This is a genomic window from Acinetobacter sp. 16 (assembly GCF_033439925.1).
GTDB classification, from domain to species: domain Bacteria; phylum Pseudomonadota; class Gammaproteobacteria; order Pseudomonadales; family Moraxellaceae; genus Acinetobacter; species Acinetobacter junii.
Genome location: NZ_CP137746.1, coordinates 2,455,735 through 2,476,733 on the forward strand (window position 1 = coordinate 2,455,735; position 20,999 = coordinate 2,476,733).

Genomic DNA, 20,999 nt, shown 5'->3' on the forward strand with positions numbered 1-20,999 from the left:
TGAAATGAGATTTATGAATCATAAAATCTCATTTCATACGAAGAAAATAAAGCACTTAAGTATTATTTTATTGATGACTAAAAATTAGCTTAGTCCGAAACTATTGATGCAAATTATTGTTGCGCTTTTCCATACTGATCTGCCATAACCTCAACGAACTGATCAAGCTTGATATATTTCTTAATCACGGTATCAATGTCAGATTTCGTTAGTTTAGCAATTTCCTGATCACGTTTTGCTCGATCCAGCAGTGTTTTATTGCGCTCAAGTTGACCCGTCAACATGCCATGAATCGAACGTTCATCTTCTAATGAAGTCACGCGTTTCTTCATAATGTCAGCTTTTGCAGCTTCAACTTCTTGCTGAGTAACACCTTTATCAAGTAAATCATTCAACACTTTATGTACAGACTGTGAGACTTGATCTGAGCGGCCTGCTGTGTAATTTGCTGAAATACTGAGCGAACCACTTTCTGTATCTGAATCTAAATCTACACTACTACCAAATCCATAGACCAATGCATTTTTCTCTCTTAGCTCTTGAGCTAAACGAGACGAAAGCTGAGAGTTCCCCATAATGTGACTTAAAATCATCAATGCAGCCGCATCTGGATGATAAGCGCCTACTGGAATTGTGAGCACACTTTGATAACTTCCAAACTCACGTTGCTCAGATAATGCATGAACTTTTTGAGCTTTAAATGCTACAAATGGAGTGACTATCTTTTGATATGGCTGTTTCGTCTTCCATTTTCCAAATGCATTTTCTAAAGTTTCCTGCATTTCTATAGCATCAAAATCACCAGTCACTGCAATTTGCGCATGATTGGTCATGAAGAATTGATCATAAAATTGCTTAACCTGTGACTGAGTGGCATCTTTAAGCTGTTGTTTAGTCAACTCAGGTTCAAAATGATAACGCAAGTCACCTGGTTGATAGGTTTCAAGTAGCCTTGCTAAAGTCATTGATGATACGATCGCTGGTTCTGTATAAGGGCGATCTAAAGCAGATAAGCTCTGATTTTTAGCCAAATCGAATTCAGACTGAGAAAACTTAGGTTGTTTAATGACATCAATGATAAAACTTAAAAAGTCTTCAAATTTGTCTTTTTTAGCCTGAACCACAATGGTCATTCCATTACCATTCGAACTCACCGATGCTCCACCACTTGCAGCAATTGCCTTATCGATAATTTCTTGTAAAGTATGTTTTTCTGAACCACGTAGCATCAAATAACTGGTTAGATCTAAAGTAACACCTTTGCCGAATAAAGATTTCTCATTACCAAAATCTAAACTAATCGTGGCATAGGTTTTATCATCACGTGTTGGGGTTGGGAATAAAGCATAACGAATGCCATTCTTTAATTCGCCTCGTTGAATCTTCTTTTCATTCTTTTGTAACTGCTGGGCAGATTGTTCGATGAACTGTTTGACCTCTTGCTGATAAACACTTGGATCTTTCAGCGGTTCAGCTTGCTCAGTATCTTGATCTAAAGTTTTTGGTTTATCTTCAGTTTTTAAAGTCATCGCTTTTTTCTGATCTTCTGGAGTAGGTAAAATATCCCCAGAAATTCGATGTGAAGCGACTAAAAATTGTTTTAAAGTTTGATTAGCATCTTCAAGTTTTAGGTTCTGAATCGCCTCTAAGTCTCTAAAGTATTCATCCCACTGACCGTGTGAAGACACAGCATAATCACTCAAACGTGAGCCTAAAGCGACTGCATCATTTGCAATCGTATCGGCTGTATTTTGAGTAATATTTTTTATACGTTGTAATTCTGCATCAGTAAAAGTTTTACTATTTTCAACCCCATCAACTAGAGCATCACCCACTTTTTTCGCATCATGATTAGGTGCGTAAATCGCCCCCATAAATACGACATTAAAGTCTTGATCTAACCAAGTGGTTGATTGCACTGCTGTACTAATTCCTGTTTCAACCATACTTTTATATAAAGTTCCACTCGGTTGCATCGTAAATAATGCTGGAGCGAGCGCTAAAGCTGGCTGTAATTTTTCATTCTTGCCATTCATATAAATATTAAACTTGGCAAGATCACTTCCCTTTTGTACCGTAAACTGGCGTTGTTCAATTTTACTTGAATCTAAAACAGGGACTTGTACTGGGTTTGGAATTTTACGTGCTGGAATAGGGCTAAAATACTGATCAATTTTCTGTAAAACTTCTGTTTTATCGAATTTACCAGAGATCACCATGACAGCATTATTAGGTGCATACCAAGTTTTATAAAACTGGTTCAGCTCATTCATTTTGATCGATTTCAATTCAGGTAGATCACCAATCGGCAAACGTCCTAAATATTGATTCCCGTAGGCAGCTTTCCACATTTGATCCATCAATACCGCAAATGGCTGATCCATACGAATTTCACGTTCGCGTTTCACAATTTCAATTTCCGATGGAACAAATTTCTCCTGAAGCACCAATTTATCCATGCGTTCAGATTCTAAATACAGAATCTCATTGAGCGCATTTTTCTCTGGACGAACAATATTCAAATACTTAGTTGAATAATAATCCGTGCTTGCATTTGTCATTAAGGTATATTGATCAAGGCGACGTTGAAATTCCTCACCTTTTACATTTTTTGTTCCTTTAAAAGCCAAATGTTCAAGCAAGTGAGCCAAACCACCTTTGCCCTTTGGATCATTCAGAGAACCTGTCATATAAACTGTATTTACAAAGACTTTATTTTCTTTTTCATTTGGGGCGAGAATAACTCTAAAGCCGTTGTCTAATTTATATTCTTCGATATTTTTTTCAGTTTTTACGAGTACAGCCTGAGACCATGAAGCTGAGCTCACCCCAAGTAAACAAAGAGAGAGTGTAAGTTGCTTAAACCGCATTAACATAGATTATCCGAATATTTTTGATGATTTAAATAAATACAAGCGTCCATACTAGTAAACAGCATAGTTTTTTAATAGTTATATTTTGAAAAAAGCTGTTCACTTAAACAGCTTTTTTCATTGTTTTTATTCGTTTTTTGTTACAAGCTAAATAGATAGTTCAGCCTGCATATATAACTTTGCATATCCCGAAATTTCAATACGCTCTGCTGACTCAATGAGGCATTCCAAAATGCCACCACGTGCTGATGCTTGATATGCAACTAATCGTTGTTTGTTCAGTTTTTCTGCCCAAAGTGGAACAATTGCCGTATGAATCGAACCTGTTACAGGATCTTCGTCTATCCCAATCGCAGGAGCAAAATAACGTGACACGCAATCGAACTTTCCATCCTCACCTTTTGCAGTTATTGCAATATCAGGTTGAGATGCAGTAATTGCTGTACGTACCTGTCCTAATTGTTTTAATTTCTCTAGGTTCGGTTGCTCATCCAATACATCTTGGACAGACTCATATTCAACAATATAGGCTTGAGCATTTAAATAAACTGCCTTAAATGGCTTGGTTAAGCCATCACGTAAAGCTTGTGGATAATCAGAAACCCGTTCAGCTTTACGAATCGGAAAATTCATTTTGATTTTCCCATCAGCATCTTGAGTAACTACAAAAATTCCAAGTTGACGGACATGAAACTGTATGGTCTTCACTTCTGTAAAATCTTTAAATAAAACATAAGCACTAGCTAAAGTTGCATGTCCACAAAAGGCAACCTCATCTGTCGGTGAAAACCAGCGTATTTCGTAATTAGCATCATCTATTTTTCGGACAAAAGCTGTTTCTGATAGATTATTTTCTAATGCGATATTTTGCATTAAATGCTCATCTAACCAAGTATCCAAAACTATAACCGCTGCAGGATTGCCCTTGAATAATTCTTTGGTGAAAGCATCAACTTGATACATTTTCATAACAGCAAACTCTTCATAATTTTCAGCCTATTTTGAACAAATGATCTAAAAATACTAGATACAGTTTTTTTAAAATTTACGATACAACTAAAAAGGTCAACACAGAATTAATATGAAATATATAGAACAAAAAAAGAGCGGTTTAACCGCTCTTTTAAAATCATGAATAGATTAATCACCCATATGTTCAATAATTGCTTGACCAAATTCAGAGCAACGTACCAAGGTTGCACCAGGCATTAAACGCTCGAAATCATAGGTCACTGTTTTTGCTTCAATCGCACCTGATACACCTTTAATAATCAGATCAGCAGCTTCAATCCATCCCATATCACGCAGCATCATCTCAGCAGAAAGGATAATCGAACCTGGATTTACCTTATCTTGTCCCGCATATTTTGGTGCTGTACCATGTGTCGCTTCATACACCGCAATCGCACCACCAATATTTGCACCTGGCGCAATACCAATACCACCAACTTCTGCTGCAAGCGCATCAGAAATATAGTCACCATTTAAATTAAGCGTGGCAATAACTGAATAATCCGCTGGACGCATAAGAATTTGCTGTAAAAATGCATCTGCAATCACATCTTTAATAATGATGTCTTTGCCTGTTTTTGGATTTTTAATTTTAACCCAAGGACCACCATCTAATAGTTCGCCACCAAAACGCTCCATCGCTAGCTCATAGCCCCACTCTTTGAAGGCACCTTCGGTGTATTTCATGATATTGCCTTTATGGACAAGCGTCACTGAAGGTTTATCATTATCAATTGCAAACTGAATGGCTTTACGGACAAGACGTTGAGTACCCTCTTTTGAAACAGGTTTAATCCCAATACCACAACCTTGATCAAAACGAATTTTTGTTACGCCCATTTCTTCTTTTAGAAATTTGATAACTTTTTTAGCTTCATCCGAATCTGCTTTCCATTCAATCCCTGCATAAATATCTTCAGAGTTCTCACGAAAAATAACCATGTCTGTTAACTCAGGATGTTGTACAGGTGATGGTACACCTTCAAACCAACGCACTGGTCGAACACAGACGTACAAATCAAGTTCTTGTCTGAGCGCAACATTTAATGAGCGAATACCACCACCAACAGGAGTGGTTAAAGGACCTTTGATTGAAACAATAAATTCACGTAATGCTTCGAAAGTCTCTTCTGGCATATAAGTGCCATATATTTTATCTGCTTTTTCGCCGCAATATACTTCCATCCACTCAATTGAACGTTTACCGCCATACGCTTTTAGAACAGCAGCATCTACTACTGCCTTCATAGCTGGTGTAATATCCACACCAATACCATCACCTTCTATAAAAGGAATGATTGGATGATTTGGAACATTCAGTGACAGGTCTGCGTTTACTGTGATTTTGTCACCGTCAGCAGGAACCACGATCTTCTGATAACCCATTTTACAGGTTCTCCCTCATGTGTATCTTGCGAGTAAATGTATGCCTTCTATGGCATACTTTCGTTGTTATTACATGAAACAGTTTAATCCATAAGCAAGGTTTTTGAGATTTATAGGAGAAATACAAACATTTCTCTCTTAAATAAAAAGCTTTATGTCATGGTGCCACTTAAAGCCAAAGTAGTATATTCATATGAAAATAGTTGTATTTAATAAACCTTTTGACGTGTTGTCACAGTTTCGTGAGGATGAGGCGCACTTAACGCTGTCACATTTTATCCACGATCCTGATTTACGTCTTGCGGGTCGCCTTGACCTCGATTCTGAAGGCCTCATGTTCCTGACTGATCACGGCGGTTTAAACCAGTACATCACTAATCCAACCAATAAAAAATTTAAAACTTATCTCGCTCAAGTTGATGGTGATGTCACAGAAGAAGCACTAGAACAGCTACGTAAAGGTGTTGAGCTTGCTGATGGTATGACACTTCCTGCAAAAGCAATTAAGGTTGATCAACCTGAGTGGTTGTGGGATCGTGATCCACCTGTTCGCTTCCGTGCCAACATCCCAACGAGTTGGATTGAACTTCAGATTTGTGAAGGTCGTAACCGTCAAGTTCGTCGTATGACAGCTGCTGTTGGTTTTCCGACATTACGTTTAATTCGTACCAAGATTGGTGCCATCGACCTTGTACGTTTAGGTTTACAACCTGGTGAACAAAAAGAGATCGAACCTTTACTTTATCCTGATTTTAAAGATCTTCCTGAAGATAAGCCTTATCGTTCTCGCTCATACGTGAAAAAACCAGGCGGCACTGGTGGTAAACCAATGCATCAGAAAAAGAAAGAAGGCGATAAAAAAGACCCAAATAAGAAGAAGTCTGGTACTAAGCGTATTTGGCAAATGGATGAAAGTGAGAAACCACGTCGCAAGACTAATGGCACAACACGACCAAATACCAAAGCTCCACGCGGACGTAGCCGAAATAGTCGTTAGAATTTAGATGTTTTAAAGCCCACGGAAGTGGGCTTTTTAAATTTGTATAGTTTGTATTTTCTATAAATCAGCTTTCTTCAAAAAGAGATTTACACCATAAAATGGATGGTTGGTTTGATATACATGAATAAGTAATTCATATTTTACTGAACGCCCATTTATACTTTCATAAAAAAAATCTAATGAATCTTCCAATTCTTTTTTTTGATTTAATTGATCTATTTGAAATTGTGCCAATTCAAATCTAATTTCCTCTGATGTAGATGCTTTTACGGTACTAAGTTTTTTTAAAATCTCCTTACTCTTCGGGTGTGTTATTCTCAAATTAAAAGCATCTCCTCCCAAATTTTCTAGAGTGTAATTGATCACAAGAAATACTATATTATGGTTAATATCTATCTTAGGATCTGTGCTACTGCCATAAACGGGAGAATTTACTTTAGATTGAGAAATAATAAATCTTGGTTCGAGCATCTTATGCTGTTCATCGAGTTGTTGTCTTTGAAGTTGCACTAATTCAACTTGCTGTTTTATCCCTTCTCTCATCTCATCAATCTGAAGTTGAAGCGCTCTTTCTTGTTGCTCTAAAGCTTTGGTATTTTGTTCTAATTGTTTGCCCTGCTGCATATACCCTAAAATCAACCAAAAGAAAGCAACGGGTGCAAAAACACCAGCTAAGAAATCTCCAAACTCATTCAAAGACTTCGGATGTTCTAAGCCTGTAAAAAGATAAATAAATACAATAATTGCAATCCAAATTACTGTAACAAGAATTCCAATAGTTAAACTTCTCTTATTCATAGATTTTAAAGAAATGAATTATAAATTTATGTTTTATTTAAATTTAAATAGATTATTAATAAACAGTCAAATTTAAAAATATCTTATTTATCAAATAAAAAACCGATGCTTTCGCATCGGTATTTTTACATTACCAACAGGTTTGTTAGTTCTGCATTAAAACTTAAATCGTTTCAAGCGTAGCATTAAAAGTTGAACTTGGACGCATTACTGCATTTACTTTTACTGGATCCACAGCGTAGTAACCACCAATATCAGCTGCTTTACCCTGTACTTCACTCAATTCAGCAAGAATTTTTTGCTCATTTTCAACTAAAGCTTTTGCAAGAGGAGCAAACTTCGCTTTTAACTCAGCATCTTCGTCTTGAGCAGCAAGTGCTTCAGCCCAATACATTGCTAAATAGAAATGACTACCACGGTTATCTAGCTCACCAGTACGACGTGATGGAGACTTATCGTTATCGAGCAGTTTACCCGTAGCTTGATCAAGTGTTTTCGCTAGTAATTTAGCACGTGGATTATCTTCTTTAAGACCTAGCTCTTCTAAAGATACTGCAAGCGCAAGGAATTCACCTAGCGAATCCCAACGTAAGTGGTTTTCTTCAACTAACTGTTGAACATGCTTCGGCGCTGAACCACCTGCACCTGTTTCATACATGCCACCGCCCGCCATTAACGGAACGATAGATAACATTTTCGCTGAAGTACCCAACTCCATGATTGGGAACAAGTCAGTTAAATAGTCACGTAAAATGTTACCAGTTACAGAAATAGTATCTAAACCACGAGCTACACGTTCAAGCGTATAACGCATTGCACGTACTTGTGACATGATCTGAATGTCTAAACCTTCAGTGTCATGCTCTTTTAAGTACTTCTCAACTTTCTTGATCAACTCATTTTCGTGTGGACGATATGGGTCAAGCCAGAAAATTGCAGGCATACCAGAGTTACGCGCACGACTTACTGCAAGTTTTACCCAATCGCGAATCGGTGCATCTTTCACCTGACACATACGCCAGATATCGCCTTCTTCTACATTTTGAGACATCAGTACTTCACCCGTGTCTAAATCTGTAATGTTCGCAATACCAGCTTCAGGAATTTCAAATGTTTTATCGTGTGAACCGTATTCTTCTGCTTTTTGAGCCATCAAACCAACGTTAGGTACAGTACCCATCGTTTTCGGATCAAAATTACCATTCCACTTACAGAAATTGATCATTTCTTGGTAGATACGTGCGAAGGTCGATTCTGGCATTACCGCTTTACAATCGTAAGGTTTACCATCTGCACCCCACATTTTACCGCCACCACGAATCATTGCAGGCATTGAAGCATCTACAATTACATCGTTTGGTGAATGGAAGTTGTCGATGCCTTTTGCTGAGTCAACCATTGCTAATGCAGGGCGATGTTCTTGGCAAGCATGTAAATCTTCAATGATTTCTTCACGAAGTGAGGTTGGTAAAGTAGCGATCTTTTCATAAAGACCAGCCATACCGTTATTGACGTTAATACCTAACTGATCAAATAACTTACCGTGTTTCTCAAATGCTTCTTTGTAGTAAATTTTCACACAGTGACCAAAAACGATCGGGTGTGAAACTTTCATCATTGTGGCTTTTACGTGTAACGAGAATAAAATACCTGCTTCACGGCAATCATCGAGTTGCTTCTCATAGAAGTCACACAATGCTTTTTTGCTCATGAACATTGAATCAATTACTTCGCCATCTTGAAGTGCTACTTTCGGTTTCAGAACAATCGTTTCACCACGCTTAGTAATCAATTCCATCTTCACGTTACGTGCACGATCAAGCGTCATTGATTTTTCACCATGATAGAAGTCACCTTCTTCCATGTGTGATACGTGGGTTTGAGACCACTGTTTCCATTCAGTCATCGAATGTGGATGCTTCTTCGCATAGTTTTTAACAGCAGCAGGCGCACGACGATCTGAGTTACCTTCACGCAATACAGGGTTTACAGCAGAACCAAGACATTTACCGTAACGAGTCTTGATTTCTTTCTCTTCATCCGTAGTAGGGTTTTCTGGATAATCAGGAATTGCATATCCTTTGGACTGTAACTCTTTGATACATGCTGTCAATTGAGCAACAGACGCACTGATATTCGGCAGTTTGATGATATTCGTATCTGGATCTTGAGTAAGGCGACCAAGCTCTGCAAGGTTGTTAGCCACCTTCTGCTCATCACTTAAGTAGTCCGAAAATTCTGCAAGCACACGCGCTGCAACAGAAATGTCACTCTTGACAATTTCTATGCCAGCTGGCTTAGTAAAGGTCTCAATGATCGGCAGTAGCGAGTAGGTCGCCAATAACGGCGCCTCATCAGTCAGTGTATAAATGATTTTTGACTTTCCACCAGCCATATATAGCCCCTTGTGTTAAATTGAGTTTTTAGAAGCGAGCTTTTGGCCCAGCCTCTGCGAACCGGTTTGCTTGATTTAGGCCTGAGAGTATCAGTCTTGATCGCATCTCAGTCAACGCAATATCCTGTGATAACGACATTTCGCTACGAAATAGTAGTTGTGAGCTTAGGCATTTAGCCCTGCGAACCGGTTAGCTTAAATAAAACATGAGATTATCAGGATTCACACTAAGCCAGTCAATGTCATATCCTGTGATAACGACATTTCTTTAAGAAATACTACAAAACATATACTCTTCGTTATTTTAGAATTTGAAATGAATTTACAAATTATTATTTATTTCAATAATTTAATAGAAACAAAAACAAACACCGCTCAAGACTGTCATCTTGAGCGGTGTTTCTTTGAAAGCTTGGATAAGACTAAAGTTTTAGCCATGCATCCAGTTTGTTTTGATCTTCAATATTGAGTTCAACAGTCGCTAAGGTGTTTTCCCCTGCTATGAGTTCAAATTGCAATAACTCATCTCTACGAAATGCGTATGCATTATATGTCCCTGGCTGTTTAGCATACTTAGATAGTAGTTTTTCGGAAGCTTTTAAGCCATCGATTGCAATGATCACATCATTTGCAGATAAGCCTGCTTTTGCTGCAGAACTTTCTCGACGAACATTTTGAATAACAACACCTTCAGCTTTGTCAGTAACTTTTAAGCCGAATGGTAATGCTTTGTCATTTTTAAGCGTATAGCTCAAACCAAACTCAGGTAAAAGTTGATCTAGTGGTAATTCATCAGTGGTATTGATCAAATGATTAATCTGTTCAATCCAATTATCGCCAGTCAATTCATTACATAACTCAAAAATCGTGCGATCATTAACTTGTATGCCATTTTGAGTGTTTTCATACAAACGACGCATAAGTGCATCAAGATTTGAACCACGTAAACGTAAACCCAAATCTAAACACAATGCGACTAGACTACCTTTGTTGTAGTAACTCGTTCCTGCATTATTTGAGTTTTCATCCTGACGATAGAATTTAATCCATGCATCAAAACTTGACTCAGAAACAGATTGAATAAAACGTCCAGGATTCTGTAGATAACGGTCAATTTGAGCTTTTAATAAATCAAGATAAGACTTTTGTGAAATGACGCCACTACGCAACAAAATTAAATCATCGTAATACGAAGTAAATCCTTCAAAGATCCACAACAAACTGGTGTATGACTCTTTGTGTAGATCGTAATTTGCGAAATTCTCTGGACGAATAAATTTAACTAACCATGAATGGAAATACTCATGGCTACACAAACCCAAAAAGCGCTGATAGTCTTTTGATGGTTCTTCTGGTTCATTTGCTTTAGGCAAATCATCACGAGGTGTAATTAAGCTTGTGCTATTACAGTGCTCTAAACCACCATAACTATTGCCTGTTGCCATCGTCATAAAGGTATAGTTTTTAAAAGGTGCTGAACCAAACATATCTATTTCAGTACGGCATATTTTTTCAATATCTGCCTGAAGACGATTTAAATTAGTCGCGTGTTTGCCTGAAATCACAAACTCATGTGGGATACCATTTGCATCAAAGCTAAAACGGCTTTGCTCGGCTAACTCAAATGGACTATCGATTAGCTGATCGTAACTCTCTGCTTTTAAAGTAAAACGCCCCTTAACAAGACTCTTTGAAACTAGACCTGTTGCCAGTTGGAAATGCTTTAATTCGCTTGGTAAAAATAGTTCTACTTCACATGGCGCTTGTTCTTGATCTTGGAGACCTAAACAAACACACGCTGGGTTTACATATAGTCGTGTTTGATCAACATAAGCACCACGTACGGATAAATCATATGCGTAGACATCATATTCAACAGTAATAAGCTCATGATCGGTATTAAACAAACGCCAGCGATTTTTCTCTGTTTTTTTAATTTTTAATAAGCGCCCAGCTTCGTCAGAAGCTTTTACCGATTCGATATGCTTAGAAAACTCACGAATCAAATAACTACCAGGAATCCAAGTCGGTAACCATAATTCTTGATTAGGGTTAGCCAGAAAACGAAGGGTGACGTGAATCAGATGTTGGCGATAATCGTCGAACTCAATTTGATAGTGCAACATAATTTAAGATCATAAAAATAAGAACGGTTTCACACAGCTTAGCATTTTTTTACAAAGTCATGCGTAGATGTCGTAATTGTCAGCAAAAGTGGCTGGATTCTCCACTAAAAAAGTCATAGGATGCTTTTTTCGCATTCCATGCCCATGGATCGGCTGCTCAAGGTGTACTCGTGAAATTCATCCTCTCCCTCTTTACGTTCTTTAGCCTATTGTGTGTAAATCTTGCACATGCAAGCTTACTCAAAATAGCGCCTGAAACGGTTGAAGCACAAGCATGGTCTATTGTCGATGCGCAGTCTGGACAAATTATTGCCGAGCACAATAGCCACGTTCAACGTGCCCCTGCTTCACTCACTAAGATGATGGTTGCTTATATCGCATTAAAAGAAATTGAGGCAGGAAAATTACGTAAAGAAGATATCCTAACGGCTACACCTGTTGTAAATACGGTCATGTGGGATGAGTCCCAAATGTATTTAAAAACGGGCGAAAAAATTTCAGTTGACCAACTACTGGCAGGACTCATTGTCATGTCTGCAAATGATGCAGCTGTTACACTAGCCGAGAAAATCTCAGGTAGCGTCCCTCAATTTGTTGCTCGTATGAATCAAGAAGCACAAGCTCTTGGGATGAAAGATACACATTTTAGTAATCCTGCTGGAATTACAATGCCTGATCACTATTCGACAGCAGCAGATTTAGGTTTATTAGCCAAAGCCATCGTTCAAGATACGCCTGAATATTTATATTATTCAAAAATGCCTAGCTTCAGTTATAACCAAAGATTCCATCATGCAACTAACCTCGCACTCAAAATGGATCCGACCGCAGATGGTCTCAAAACAGGTTATACCAAAGCTGCTGGTTATAATTTGGCACTAACAGCAGAGCGTCCAACATTCAATCCTGATGTCGAGAAACGCCGTTTAATCGTTGTGGTTTTAGGGACACCTAGTGCTGTAAAACGTGCTGAAGTCGCACACAAGTTAATGAATCTCGCATTTACTTATACACGGGTTGAAGTTGTAATCCCTAAGCACCGTTTAATTGCAGAACTTCCTGTAATTCGTTCAACGCTAAAAATGTTCAGAGTAGAAACACAACAACCTACTATTGTGACAACTTCTCTTTATGATCGACCAATGCCTATTGATCTGAATACATTTAATCTTTTAACTCAGCGCATCCACCTAGTTGACGCAAATCAATTGGTCACTACAGTTGAACCGCTCCAAAGTACCAATACACATATCAATATTGAATTGAATGAACAGCATTTGACAGCGCCGCTGATGCAAGTCATGAACTTAGCGACAGTTTCGGTTTATCAGAATAATCAATTGATCCGAAGTCTCCAGATTGAAAATGATGTACAAATTGAAGAAGCTAATATTTTTCAAAAAATTATGATCTGGTTTTCTAATTTATTTTCATTTTTTTCAACAAATGACACTCAGAGTGCCAAACTCTACCCATTAAATCAAGGGGAGAAACTCGACTATTTTTCTCAAGATTAACCACAGAATCCAGTGAAAAGGATGGCATAATCGGACCATCCTTTCACAAAAATAATTAGGTTGATCATGAGCAAAACCTTACATCATATCGTGATTGTGGGTGGTGGCGCAGGTGGTTTAGAACTTGCAACACAGTTAGGTGAACGTTTTGGCAGACGAAAGAAAGCTAAAATTACCCTAGTTGACCAAAACCTCACCCATATTTGGAAACCTCTACTACACGAAATTGCCGCTGGCTCGCTTAACCCCCACGAAGAACAAACCAATTATTTTGCACATGCAGAAAAACATCACTTTGAGTTTGTACTCGGTAGCCTCGTCGCAGTTGATAAAGATCAAAAACAAATCACGCTTTCCCCTCCTCAGCTTTCTAAAGAACACACCCCTGTCATTCAAGATCTCAATTATGACACCTTAGTTCTCGCCGTGGGATCTGTGTCGAATGACTTTGGAACTGAAGGTGTACGTGAATATTGTCACTTCTTGGATAGCCGACAACAAGCAGATGTATTCCAACAAGATTTATTCCACCTTTATATCGAAGCTCAAAATCAGTCAACTGAACGTGCTTTAAATATCGGTATTGTTGGTGCTGGCGCTACAGGTGTTGAACTTGCTGCCGAATTGATTGAAACAACGAAAAACTTTTATCGTTACGGCTTGAAAAAAATCGACCCTAAACAAGTCAAGATCACTTTAATCGAAGCCTCAGATCGCATCTTACCCGCATTGAATGAGAAGACAGCTGCACACAGCGCCAAGCAACTCAAGAAAATGGGTATTGATGTTTTGACTGAACATAAAGTTCAAAAAGTAGATGAGTCAAACGTTTATTTTAGTAATGGTGAAGTTTTACATTCAGACATTACCGTTTGGGCTGCTGGGGTTAAAGCACCTAAAATCTTAGAAACACTTCATGACTTTAAGCGTGACAAGATTAATCGTTTGATGGTTTATGCAACACTACAAACGCAGACTGATCCAAATGTATTCGCTTTTGGTGATTGTGCAAACTGTCAGCTAGATGCTCGTCAACCACCTCTCGGACCTCGTGCTCAAGTCGCTAGTCAACAAGCAACTTTTTTAGTTGATGCTATGGCAGCACGTATTGCAAGCACACCACAACCGATGTTCAGCTTTAATGATAAAGGTTCATTGGTTTCCTTAAGCCGTAATCAGGCTGTGGGTGAATTACTCGGCGATGTTAGCGTACAAGGGTTTATTGCAAAAACCATGTACGTTTCCCTTTATCGACTACATCAAGCCAACATTCACGGCTACACACAAGCAGGCATGCTGACGATGAAAGATTTTCTAACTCGTCGTGTACGTCCAAAAATTAAGCTTTATTGAGTTGAAATCTTAAATTTCGTTCCCATTTATAACGAAATAGTTTCAAAAAGTGGAAAATAGTCAACAAAATCTATTTTTCACTTTATGATATACATCTAAATTGATTGAATGGATCAAACAACATGACTGCTATTGCAAATAACCACGTGGTTTCATTCCACTACACTTTAACAAACGCTGAGGGTGAAACACTTGATCAATCTCAAGGTGAACCACTTGCATATTTGCACGGCGCAGGCAACATCATCCCTGGTCTAGAAAATGCTCTTACAGGTAAAACTGTTGGTGAAAAATTCACTGTAAACGTACCTGCTGCTGAAGGCTACGGTGAATATAACCCTGATCTAGTTCAAGAAGTTCCAGCTCAAATGTTCCAAGGCGTGGATAACATCCAAGCGGGCATGCAGTTCCAAGCTCAAACTGATGATGGCGTTCAAATCGTAACTGTTAAAGCTGTTGAAGGTGACAACGTTATCGTTGATGCGAACTTCCCATTAGCTGGTCAAGATCTTACTTTCGAAGTTGAAATCGTTGAAATTCGTGATGCGACTCAAGAAGAGTTAGATCACGGTCACGTACACGGTGTAGGTGGTCACCACCACTAATTCCTCTGTGAATTAGAACATCTCAAAAAGCAAAGCCTCGGCTTTGCTTTTTCTTCACATAAGCACCTATAAAATATAAATAATAATTTTTAAAGAACTTTATAGAATTGCTATGTCAAATACTTATCAATTAATCTGGTTCCGCCAAGACCTCCGCGTCCGTGATCAGGCTGCTTTATGGCATGCCCGTCAGAATGGTCCATGTACAGCGATTTGTATTCTGTCACCTGAACAATGGCAACGTCATGACGATGCGGATATTAAAATTGATTTTTATTTACGCCAACTTTTAGAGCTAAAAACAGAACTTTCCAAACTACAGATCCCTTTACTCATATTTACTGTACCTCTTTGGGATGACATTGCGGAGTTTTTTGTTGATCTCGCAGAAAAATTACCATTTGAAAATGTGTATGCCAATATTGAATTTGGCTTCAATGAACTCAAACGCGATAATGAAGTACAACAAAGTTTAAATCGTCAAAAAAAAGAACTGATACTGTTTCAAGATCGAACGCTGTTTCCAGTTGCAAGTATTCGAACTCAATCGAATCTACCCTATCAAGTTTTTGGTGCTTTCAAAAAAAGTTGCTATCAGCGCTTAGAACTCGGTTTACCTCAGTGTTATCCAATCCCAGAAACCCAAGCACCCATACAGTTTGATTTTTGTCAGCTACACCAAACAGATTTACAGAACATCCAAAATCACTATGCTGACAAAATTAAAGACAAAAATGCGAGTGAATGGCGAGTGGGTGAAAAACATGCGAGAAACCTACTGAATCAGTTTGTTGAAAAACGAATTATTCAATATAACGCTTTACGGGACTACCCTTCGGTTAAAGGAACTAGTCAACTTTCTGCTTATTTAAATATTGGAATTATTTCAATTCGTCAGTGCATTCAAGCAGCATTTAGACATCAACAAGGTGATTTTGTTATCCAGTCCGAAGGACAACAAACGTGGTTAAATGAATTATTATGGCGTGAGTTTTATCAACATATATTATTTGATTTTCCACAAGTTTCTAAGCACTTACCTTTTAAAGCTGCAACACAGAATGTTCAATGGCGTGATGATAGCGAAGGTTTTGAAAAATGGAAACGAGGACAAACAGGTATTCCAATCGTTGATGCGGGTATGCGTCAACTTCTTTCTACGGGTTGGATGCACAACCGAGTTCGCATGATTTGTGCCATGTTCCTCACTAAAAATCTATTAATTGATTGGCGTAAAGGTGAACAATGGTTCATGCAAAACCTGATTGATGGCGATCTAGCGGCAAATAATGGCGGTTGGCAATGGTGTGCATCGACAGGAACTGATGCTGCTCCCTATTTCAGAATTTTTAATCCAATTAGCCAATCCCAAAAGTTCGATGAAAATGGCGTGTATATTCGACGTTGGGTTCCAGAACTGACTCAACTAGATGCCAAACGGATTCATGAGCCTTATGCCCAAAATACCCCATTAAAAATAGATTATGCTCATCCAATTGTTGACTTAAAAACCAGTCGAGAACGTGCTATTCAAGCTTTCCAAGCATTATTATAAACCAGCACAATAGCCTTCTTACACTAAAGTTAAATAATGTGTGTATGAAGGTTTATTTTCAAATAATTATGGTTCACAACGAAAACTTCGAAGAAGAATCAAAGCATTAAAATGTCAAATTATTCACATATTATAACCAAGAGATCATCACGGTATAGTTAAAATAAGTTATTTTATAAGTATGATAAGTTGATGAATCATTGAAAAATTTAGCAATAATCACAGATAAATGACTTTAATATTTTGAACAATATTGATTAATTAAGAGTAAGCCTATGTCACATTCACATCATTCAGAACTTCATGTTATGCAACGTTCAGGGTGGCTGCGTGCCGCAGTTCTTGGGGCGAATGATGGAATCATCTCCGTCACGAGTTTAGTTATGGGGGTGGCTGCAAGCGGTGTTAGTTCTCATACTTTATTGATTACCTGTATCGCAGGATTAATCTCAGGTGCTACATCTATGGCTGCAGGAGAATATATTTCGGTTAAGTCACAAGAAGATATAGAAACATCTGATCTTCGAAGAGAAGCTAAAGAACTTGAGAAAAACCCTCATGCTGAATTAAAAGAACTGACTGAAATCTATATCTCACGGGGTTTAAATCCTGAACTTGCACATGAGGTTGCAACTCAATTAACTGCACATGATGCACTTGGCGCACATGCTCGCGATGAAATTGGAATTCACGAAAATACAGCAGCAAATCCCATTCAAGCAGCATTATCTTCTGCCGCATCATTTTCATGTGGTGCAGCACTCCCCATGCTCGCTATTTTATTAAGTTCAAATGAATGGGTATCAAAAACTGTTTTAATTACGGGTGTTCTGTCTTTGGCTGTTCTAGGCGCTTTATCGAGTTATTTTGCACGCACATCGATGCTTAAAGGAAGCCTAAGAATAGTGATTTGGGGCGTGATCGCAATGGCATTTTCTAGTTGGGCAGGCTCATTATTTAATGTGCAGCCCTTGTAAGATAGCCATTTTATTTTGACCAATCAATCAAACTACAAATTAATAATATATCCCAAGCATCATTAAGATTTTTTTCAAAATTAGGTGTATGATGACATATAACACAAAGCCTAGTTTGATGGTCTGAATTAACCAAAAGCTAACTTTCTGGTTTGAAATGTCCAATGTAGAGAAGTGTCTTGATACATCGACTTGGGATATTGTTGGCTTTTGCAACAATTGCATTACAGATCGCTGTTTTTTTACAGCCTTTATTGCCAGAGGAATATCAAATTTCCCCTGCATGTGAGACTGTTTTGCTTCTGTCTACCCAAATAAAACAAAAATTACATCTACATTCGGAACAAGTTTTACATACTGATCACCACAGTTTGCATCTAGATCAGCCTCAAGCAGATTCTCATTCTGATCAGCACCATCACGATCTTAATCACCAATGTCCTTTTTGTTTCTTTTATGGACACTTAGTTGCACCCCCCACACTTGGGATTAAAGAAGTATTCGTGCGTGTACAAGTCCGATACTTGCATTTGTATCAAGTATTTATTGGTTTCTTCTTTTCACTACAACGTCTATTTCTCATCCCTCAAGGTCGAGCCCCGCCCTCTACGTTCTCAATGTATTCATTTATTTAATCAATTATTGAGAATGTGAGTTTATCTATGCTTAATCATTTTTCTTTTGCTGATCTTCAGCAAGAGCGTGTTACACACACCCTTAAAAAAGCACTCTTTCACTCTGTTAATCAAAATATTTTGATCAGCGAAATGGAGGATTCATCATGGATTTAGGCTTAACAGCATTAGAACTGGCACGAATCCAGTTCGCTTTTACGGTTTCCTTTCATATTATTTTTCCTGCAACCTCGATTGGTCTCGCTTGTTTTCTTGCTGTACTAGAGTGGAAATGGCTTAGAAGTCACAATCCGATTTATCAAGATTTATATAAATATTGGTTAAAAATTTTCGCTGTCACGTTTGGTATGGGTGTCGTTTCTGGGGTAGTCATGAGCTATCAGTTTGGCACTAACTGGAGTGAATTTTCTCGGATTGCGGGCAGTGTAACTGGCCCACTGTTAACCTATGAGGTGCTTTCTGCCTTTTTCCTAGAGGCAGGCTTTCTCGGCGTCATGCTATTTGGCTGGGGGCGTGTCAGTGAAAAGGCACACTTTTTTGCTACATTTATGGTTGCTGTAGGTACATGTATTTCAATGTTTTGGATCTTATCTTCAAATAGTTGGATGCAAACACCTCAAGGTTTCGCAATAGAAAATGGCATTATTGTGCCGACTGATTGGTTTGCCATCGTATTCAATCCTTCCTTCCCTTACCGATTTGCACATATGGCTGTTGCAGCCTTTTTAGTTTCAGCTTTGGTTGTTGCGGCCACTGCTGCTTGGCATCTATTACGTGGTCGTCGGGATGCTTTAGTTAAAAAATCATTTTCTATGGCTATGTGGATGATTCTATTTGCTGCACCTGCACAAGTTTTGATTGGAGATCATCACGGTTTAAATACTTTAAAGCATCAACCAGCGAAATTAGCTGCAATGGAAGGACATTGGGAAACCAATGTAGATAAAGCGATGCCTCTGTATTTATTTGGTATCCCTGATATGCAAGCTGAAACGACCAAATATGCAGTTGGGATTCCTTATCTAGGTAGCCTCATTTTAACTCACAGTCTAGATGGTCAAGTTAAAGGTCTTAAAGAGTTTGCACCAGAAGATCGTCCAAATTCGACTTTGGTATTTTGGAGTTTCCGTATCATGGTGGGTCTCGGCACACTCATGGTTCTACTCGCTTTGATTGGTCTTTTACTTCGCAAGAAGCAACAGTTATTCGAGAAAAAGTGGTTCCATAAATTTGCATTAATCATGGGACCTACAGGCTATATCGCATTGTTAGCAGGATGGTTTACGACCGAGCTAGGTCGCCAACCATGGGTTGTTTATGGTGTGTTACGAACTAAAGATGCGCTGTCTAGCGTATCAGCTGATCAAGTCGGTATTACCCTGATTATTTTTGTCATTGTTTATACTGTTGTATTTGGTACAGGCATCTATTACATCTTCAAACTCATGCACAAAGGACCACAATTTATTCATACACCGATAGAGGAACAAGGTGGTGTTGGTCATTTTAAAACACCAATGCGCCCACTCAGTGCTGTAGATGAACGTCTTGAATCCAATGATCATGAGAAAGGAGAATAAGCATGGATATTTCACTAATTTGGGCAATGATTATTGCATTAGGTGTTTTGATATATGTTGTTCTAGATGGTTTTGATCTTGGCATCGGTATTTTATTTCCCTTTATTCAGGATCAACAAGAACGTGATGTCATGATGAATACGGTTGCACCTGTTTGGGATGGCAATGAAACATGGATGGTATTAGGAGGAGCAGGTCTTTTTGCTGCCTTCCCAATCGTTTATGCCACTGTGCTTTCTGCCTTATATATGCCGATTACGCTCATGGTGATTGCCCTTATTTTTAGGGGTGTCGCTTTTGAGTTTAGATTTAAAGCCAATCGTACCAAAGCACTCTGGGACTTTGCATTCATCGGAGGCTCCACGATTGCTAGTTTTCTCCAAGGAATGATTTTAGGTGCATATATTCAGGGCTTAAAAACTGAAAATGGAATATTCGTTGGTGGTAGTTTTGACTGGTTTACCCCATTTTCTATGTTTACAGGCATAGGTGTGGTCGTGATGTATGCTGCATTAGGCTGTGGTTGGTTAATTTTGAAAACTGATGATGGTCTACAAGAGAAAATGTATGAGCTGATGCCAAAATTAATTATTGCTTTATTCATTATTTTTGCTGCTGTCAGTTTATATACACCTTATAGCCAACCTGCAATTGCAGCGAAATGGTTTACTGTGCCACAACTGATTTATTTTAGCCCTGTTCCAATCTTGGTGATTATTTTTACTGTATTAACTTGGCGAGCTTGCCTAAACCGAAATGAACATAAGCCTTTTCTCTACACCCTAGTGCTGATGTTCCTCGCCTACTCAGGCTTTGTGATTACTTTATGGCCCAACATCATTCCTCCATCAGTTACCATTTGGGAAGCTGCTGCGCCACGAAATAGTCAAATGTTTGCATTAATTGGTGCTGTCGTGATGATTCCGATCATTTTGGCATACACCTTTTGGGGTTACTGGATTTTTAGAGATAAAGTTCGTGTTGGTGACCAAGGATATCATTGAGGTTAAATCAAATGAAATCATCACAAGTAAAATGGTTTATTGGACTTTGGTTTGTTGGCTTTTTAGGTCTAGCTTTGATCGCAGGCATATTTAAGGCTTTGCTCATGCTGGCTTATTCTTAATCGAATGTTTTGATGTTTGGCTACACAGTTAGCCAAACATCTTTATATCTATTTAAATAACA

15 protein-coding genes are annotated in these 20,999 nt (G+C 38.4%); 9 read left to right on the forward strand and 6 right to left on the reverse strand.

The window, feature by feature from the left end:
- Positions 1 to 113 precede the first annotated feature (113 nt).
- The 3 genes from R2H34_RS11930 to icd all read right to left on the reverse strand — a co-directional run bounded on the left by R2H34_RS11930 (position 114) and on the right by icd (position 5,270).
- Positions 114 to 2,876 carry a M16 family metallopeptidase gene (locus R2H34_RS11930; RefSeq protein ID WP_151816776.1) on the reverse strand — a complete coding sequence of 921 codons (2,763 nt, stop codon included), beginning with the start codon at positions 2,874 to 2,876 and terminating at the stop codon, positions 114 to 116.
- 144 nt (positions 2,877 to 3,020) lie between these two features.
- Complete coding sequence (locus R2H34_RS11935; RefSeq protein ID WP_005402260.1) at positions 3,021 to 3,842, reverse strand: PhzF family phenazine biosynthesis protein; 822 nt, start codon at positions 3,840 to 3,842, stop codon at positions 3,021 to 3,023.
- Between the two features lie 171 nt (positions 3,843 to 4,013).
- Entirely contained in the window at positions 4,014 to 5,270 is a 1,257-nt protein-coding gene (gene icd, locus R2H34_RS11940) for an NADP-dependent isocitrate dehydrogenase (RefSeq protein ID WP_005402259.1), read from the reverse strand.
- A gap of 193 nt (positions 5,271 to 5,463) precedes the next feature.
- Here icd and R2H34_RS11945 point away from each other — a divergent pair, with 193 nt between their 5' ends.
- Positions 5,464 to 6,267: an rRNA large subunit pseudouridine synthase E gene (locus R2H34_RS11945; RefSeq protein WP_004912587.1), complete on the forward strand. Its 804-nt coding sequence runs from the start codon at positions 5,464 to 5,466 to the stop codon at positions 6,265 to 6,267.
- Positions 6,268 to 6,327: 60 nt separating this feature from the next.
- On the opposite strand, the gene R2H34_RS11950 is transcribed toward R2H34_RS11945, so the two are convergent.
- The 3 genes from R2H34_RS11950 to R2H34_RS11960 form a co-directional block, all read right to left on the reverse strand.
- The gene (locus R2H34_RS11950) at positions 6,328 to 7,068 is read right to left on the reverse strand and encodes a hypothetical protein (protein WP_004963298.1); all 741 of its coding nucleotides are present in this window, start codon (positions 7,066 to 7,068) and stop codon (positions 6,328 to 6,330) included.
- Between the two features lie 163 nt (positions 7,069 to 7,231).
- Positions 7,232 to 9,463: an NADP-dependent isocitrate dehydrogenase gene (locus R2H34_RS11955; RefSeq protein ID WP_042891140.1), complete on the reverse strand. Its 2,232-nt coding sequence runs from the start codon at positions 9,461 to 9,463 to the stop codon at positions 7,232 to 7,234.
- 422 nt (positions 9,464 to 9,885) lie between these two features.
- Positions 9,886 to 11,589: a M61 family metallopeptidase gene (locus tag R2H34_RS11960; protein WP_151730584.1), complete on the reverse strand. Its 1,704-nt coding sequence runs from the start codon at positions 11,587 to 11,589 to the stop codon at positions 9,886 to 9,888.
- A gap of 170 nt (positions 11,590 to 11,759) precedes the next feature.
- Here R2H34_RS11960 and R2H34_RS11965 point away from each other — a divergent pair, with 170 nt between their 5' ends.
- From R2H34_RS11965 to cydB, 8 genes are all read left to right on the forward strand, one after another.
- Positions 11,760 to 13,106 (forward strand): D-alanyl-D-alanine carboxypeptidase PBP6B, encoded by a 1,347-nt coding sequence (locus R2H34_RS11965; protein ID WP_042891142.1) that lies wholly within the window; start codon positions 11,760 to 11,762, stop codon positions 13,104 to 13,106.
- Positions 13,107 to 13,172: 66 nt separating this feature from the next.
- Positions 13,173 to 14,459: an NAD(P)/FAD-dependent oxidoreductase gene (locus tag R2H34_RS11970; RefSeq protein WP_004912601.1), complete on the forward strand. Its 1,287-nt coding sequence runs from the start codon at positions 13,173 to 13,175 to the stop codon at positions 14,457 to 14,459.
- Positions 14,460 to 14,581: 122 nt separating this feature from the next.
- Positions 14,582 to 15,064 carry an FKBP-type peptidyl-prolyl cis-trans isomerase gene (locus tag R2H34_RS11975; protein WP_004912603.1) on the forward strand — a complete coding sequence of 161 codons (483 nt, stop codon included), beginning with the start codon at positions 14,582 to 14,584 and terminating at the stop codon, positions 15,062 to 15,064.
- 112 nt (positions 15,065 to 15,176) lie between these two features.
- Entirely contained in the window at positions 15,177 to 16,619 is a 1,443-nt protein-coding gene (locus R2H34_RS11980) for a cryptochrome/photolyase family protein (protein ID WP_282896562.1), read from the forward strand.
- Positions 16,620 to 16,894: 275 nt separating this feature from the next.
- Positions 16,895 to 17,596, forward strand: coding sequence for a VIT family protein (locus R2H34_RS11985; protein WP_318342275.1), 702 nt, complete (start codon positions 16,895 to 16,897; stop codon positions 17,594 to 17,596).
- Between the two features lie 179 nt (positions 17,597 to 17,775).
- A complete protein-coding gene (locus R2H34_RS11990; RefSeq protein ID WP_035338772.1) occupies positions 17,776 to 18,231 on the forward strand; it encodes a DUF2946 domain-containing protein in 456 nt (151 codons plus the stop codon).
- A gap of 146 nt (positions 18,232 to 18,377) precedes the next feature.
- Positions 18,378 to 19,811, forward strand: a complete 1,434-nt coding sequence (locus R2H34_RS11995; RefSeq protein WP_005402248.1) for a cytochrome ubiquinol oxidase subunit I — start codon at positions 18,378 to 18,380, stop codon at positions 19,809 to 19,811.
- Positions 19,812 to 19,813: 2 nt separating this feature from the next.
- The gene (gene cydB, locus R2H34_RS12000) at positions 19,814 to 20,815 is read left to right on the forward strand and encodes a cytochrome d ubiquinol oxidase subunit II (protein WP_042891145.1); all 1,002 of its coding nucleotides are present in this window, start codon (positions 19,814 to 19,816) and stop codon (positions 20,813 to 20,815) included.
- Positions 20,816 to 20,999 lie beyond the last annotated feature (184 nt).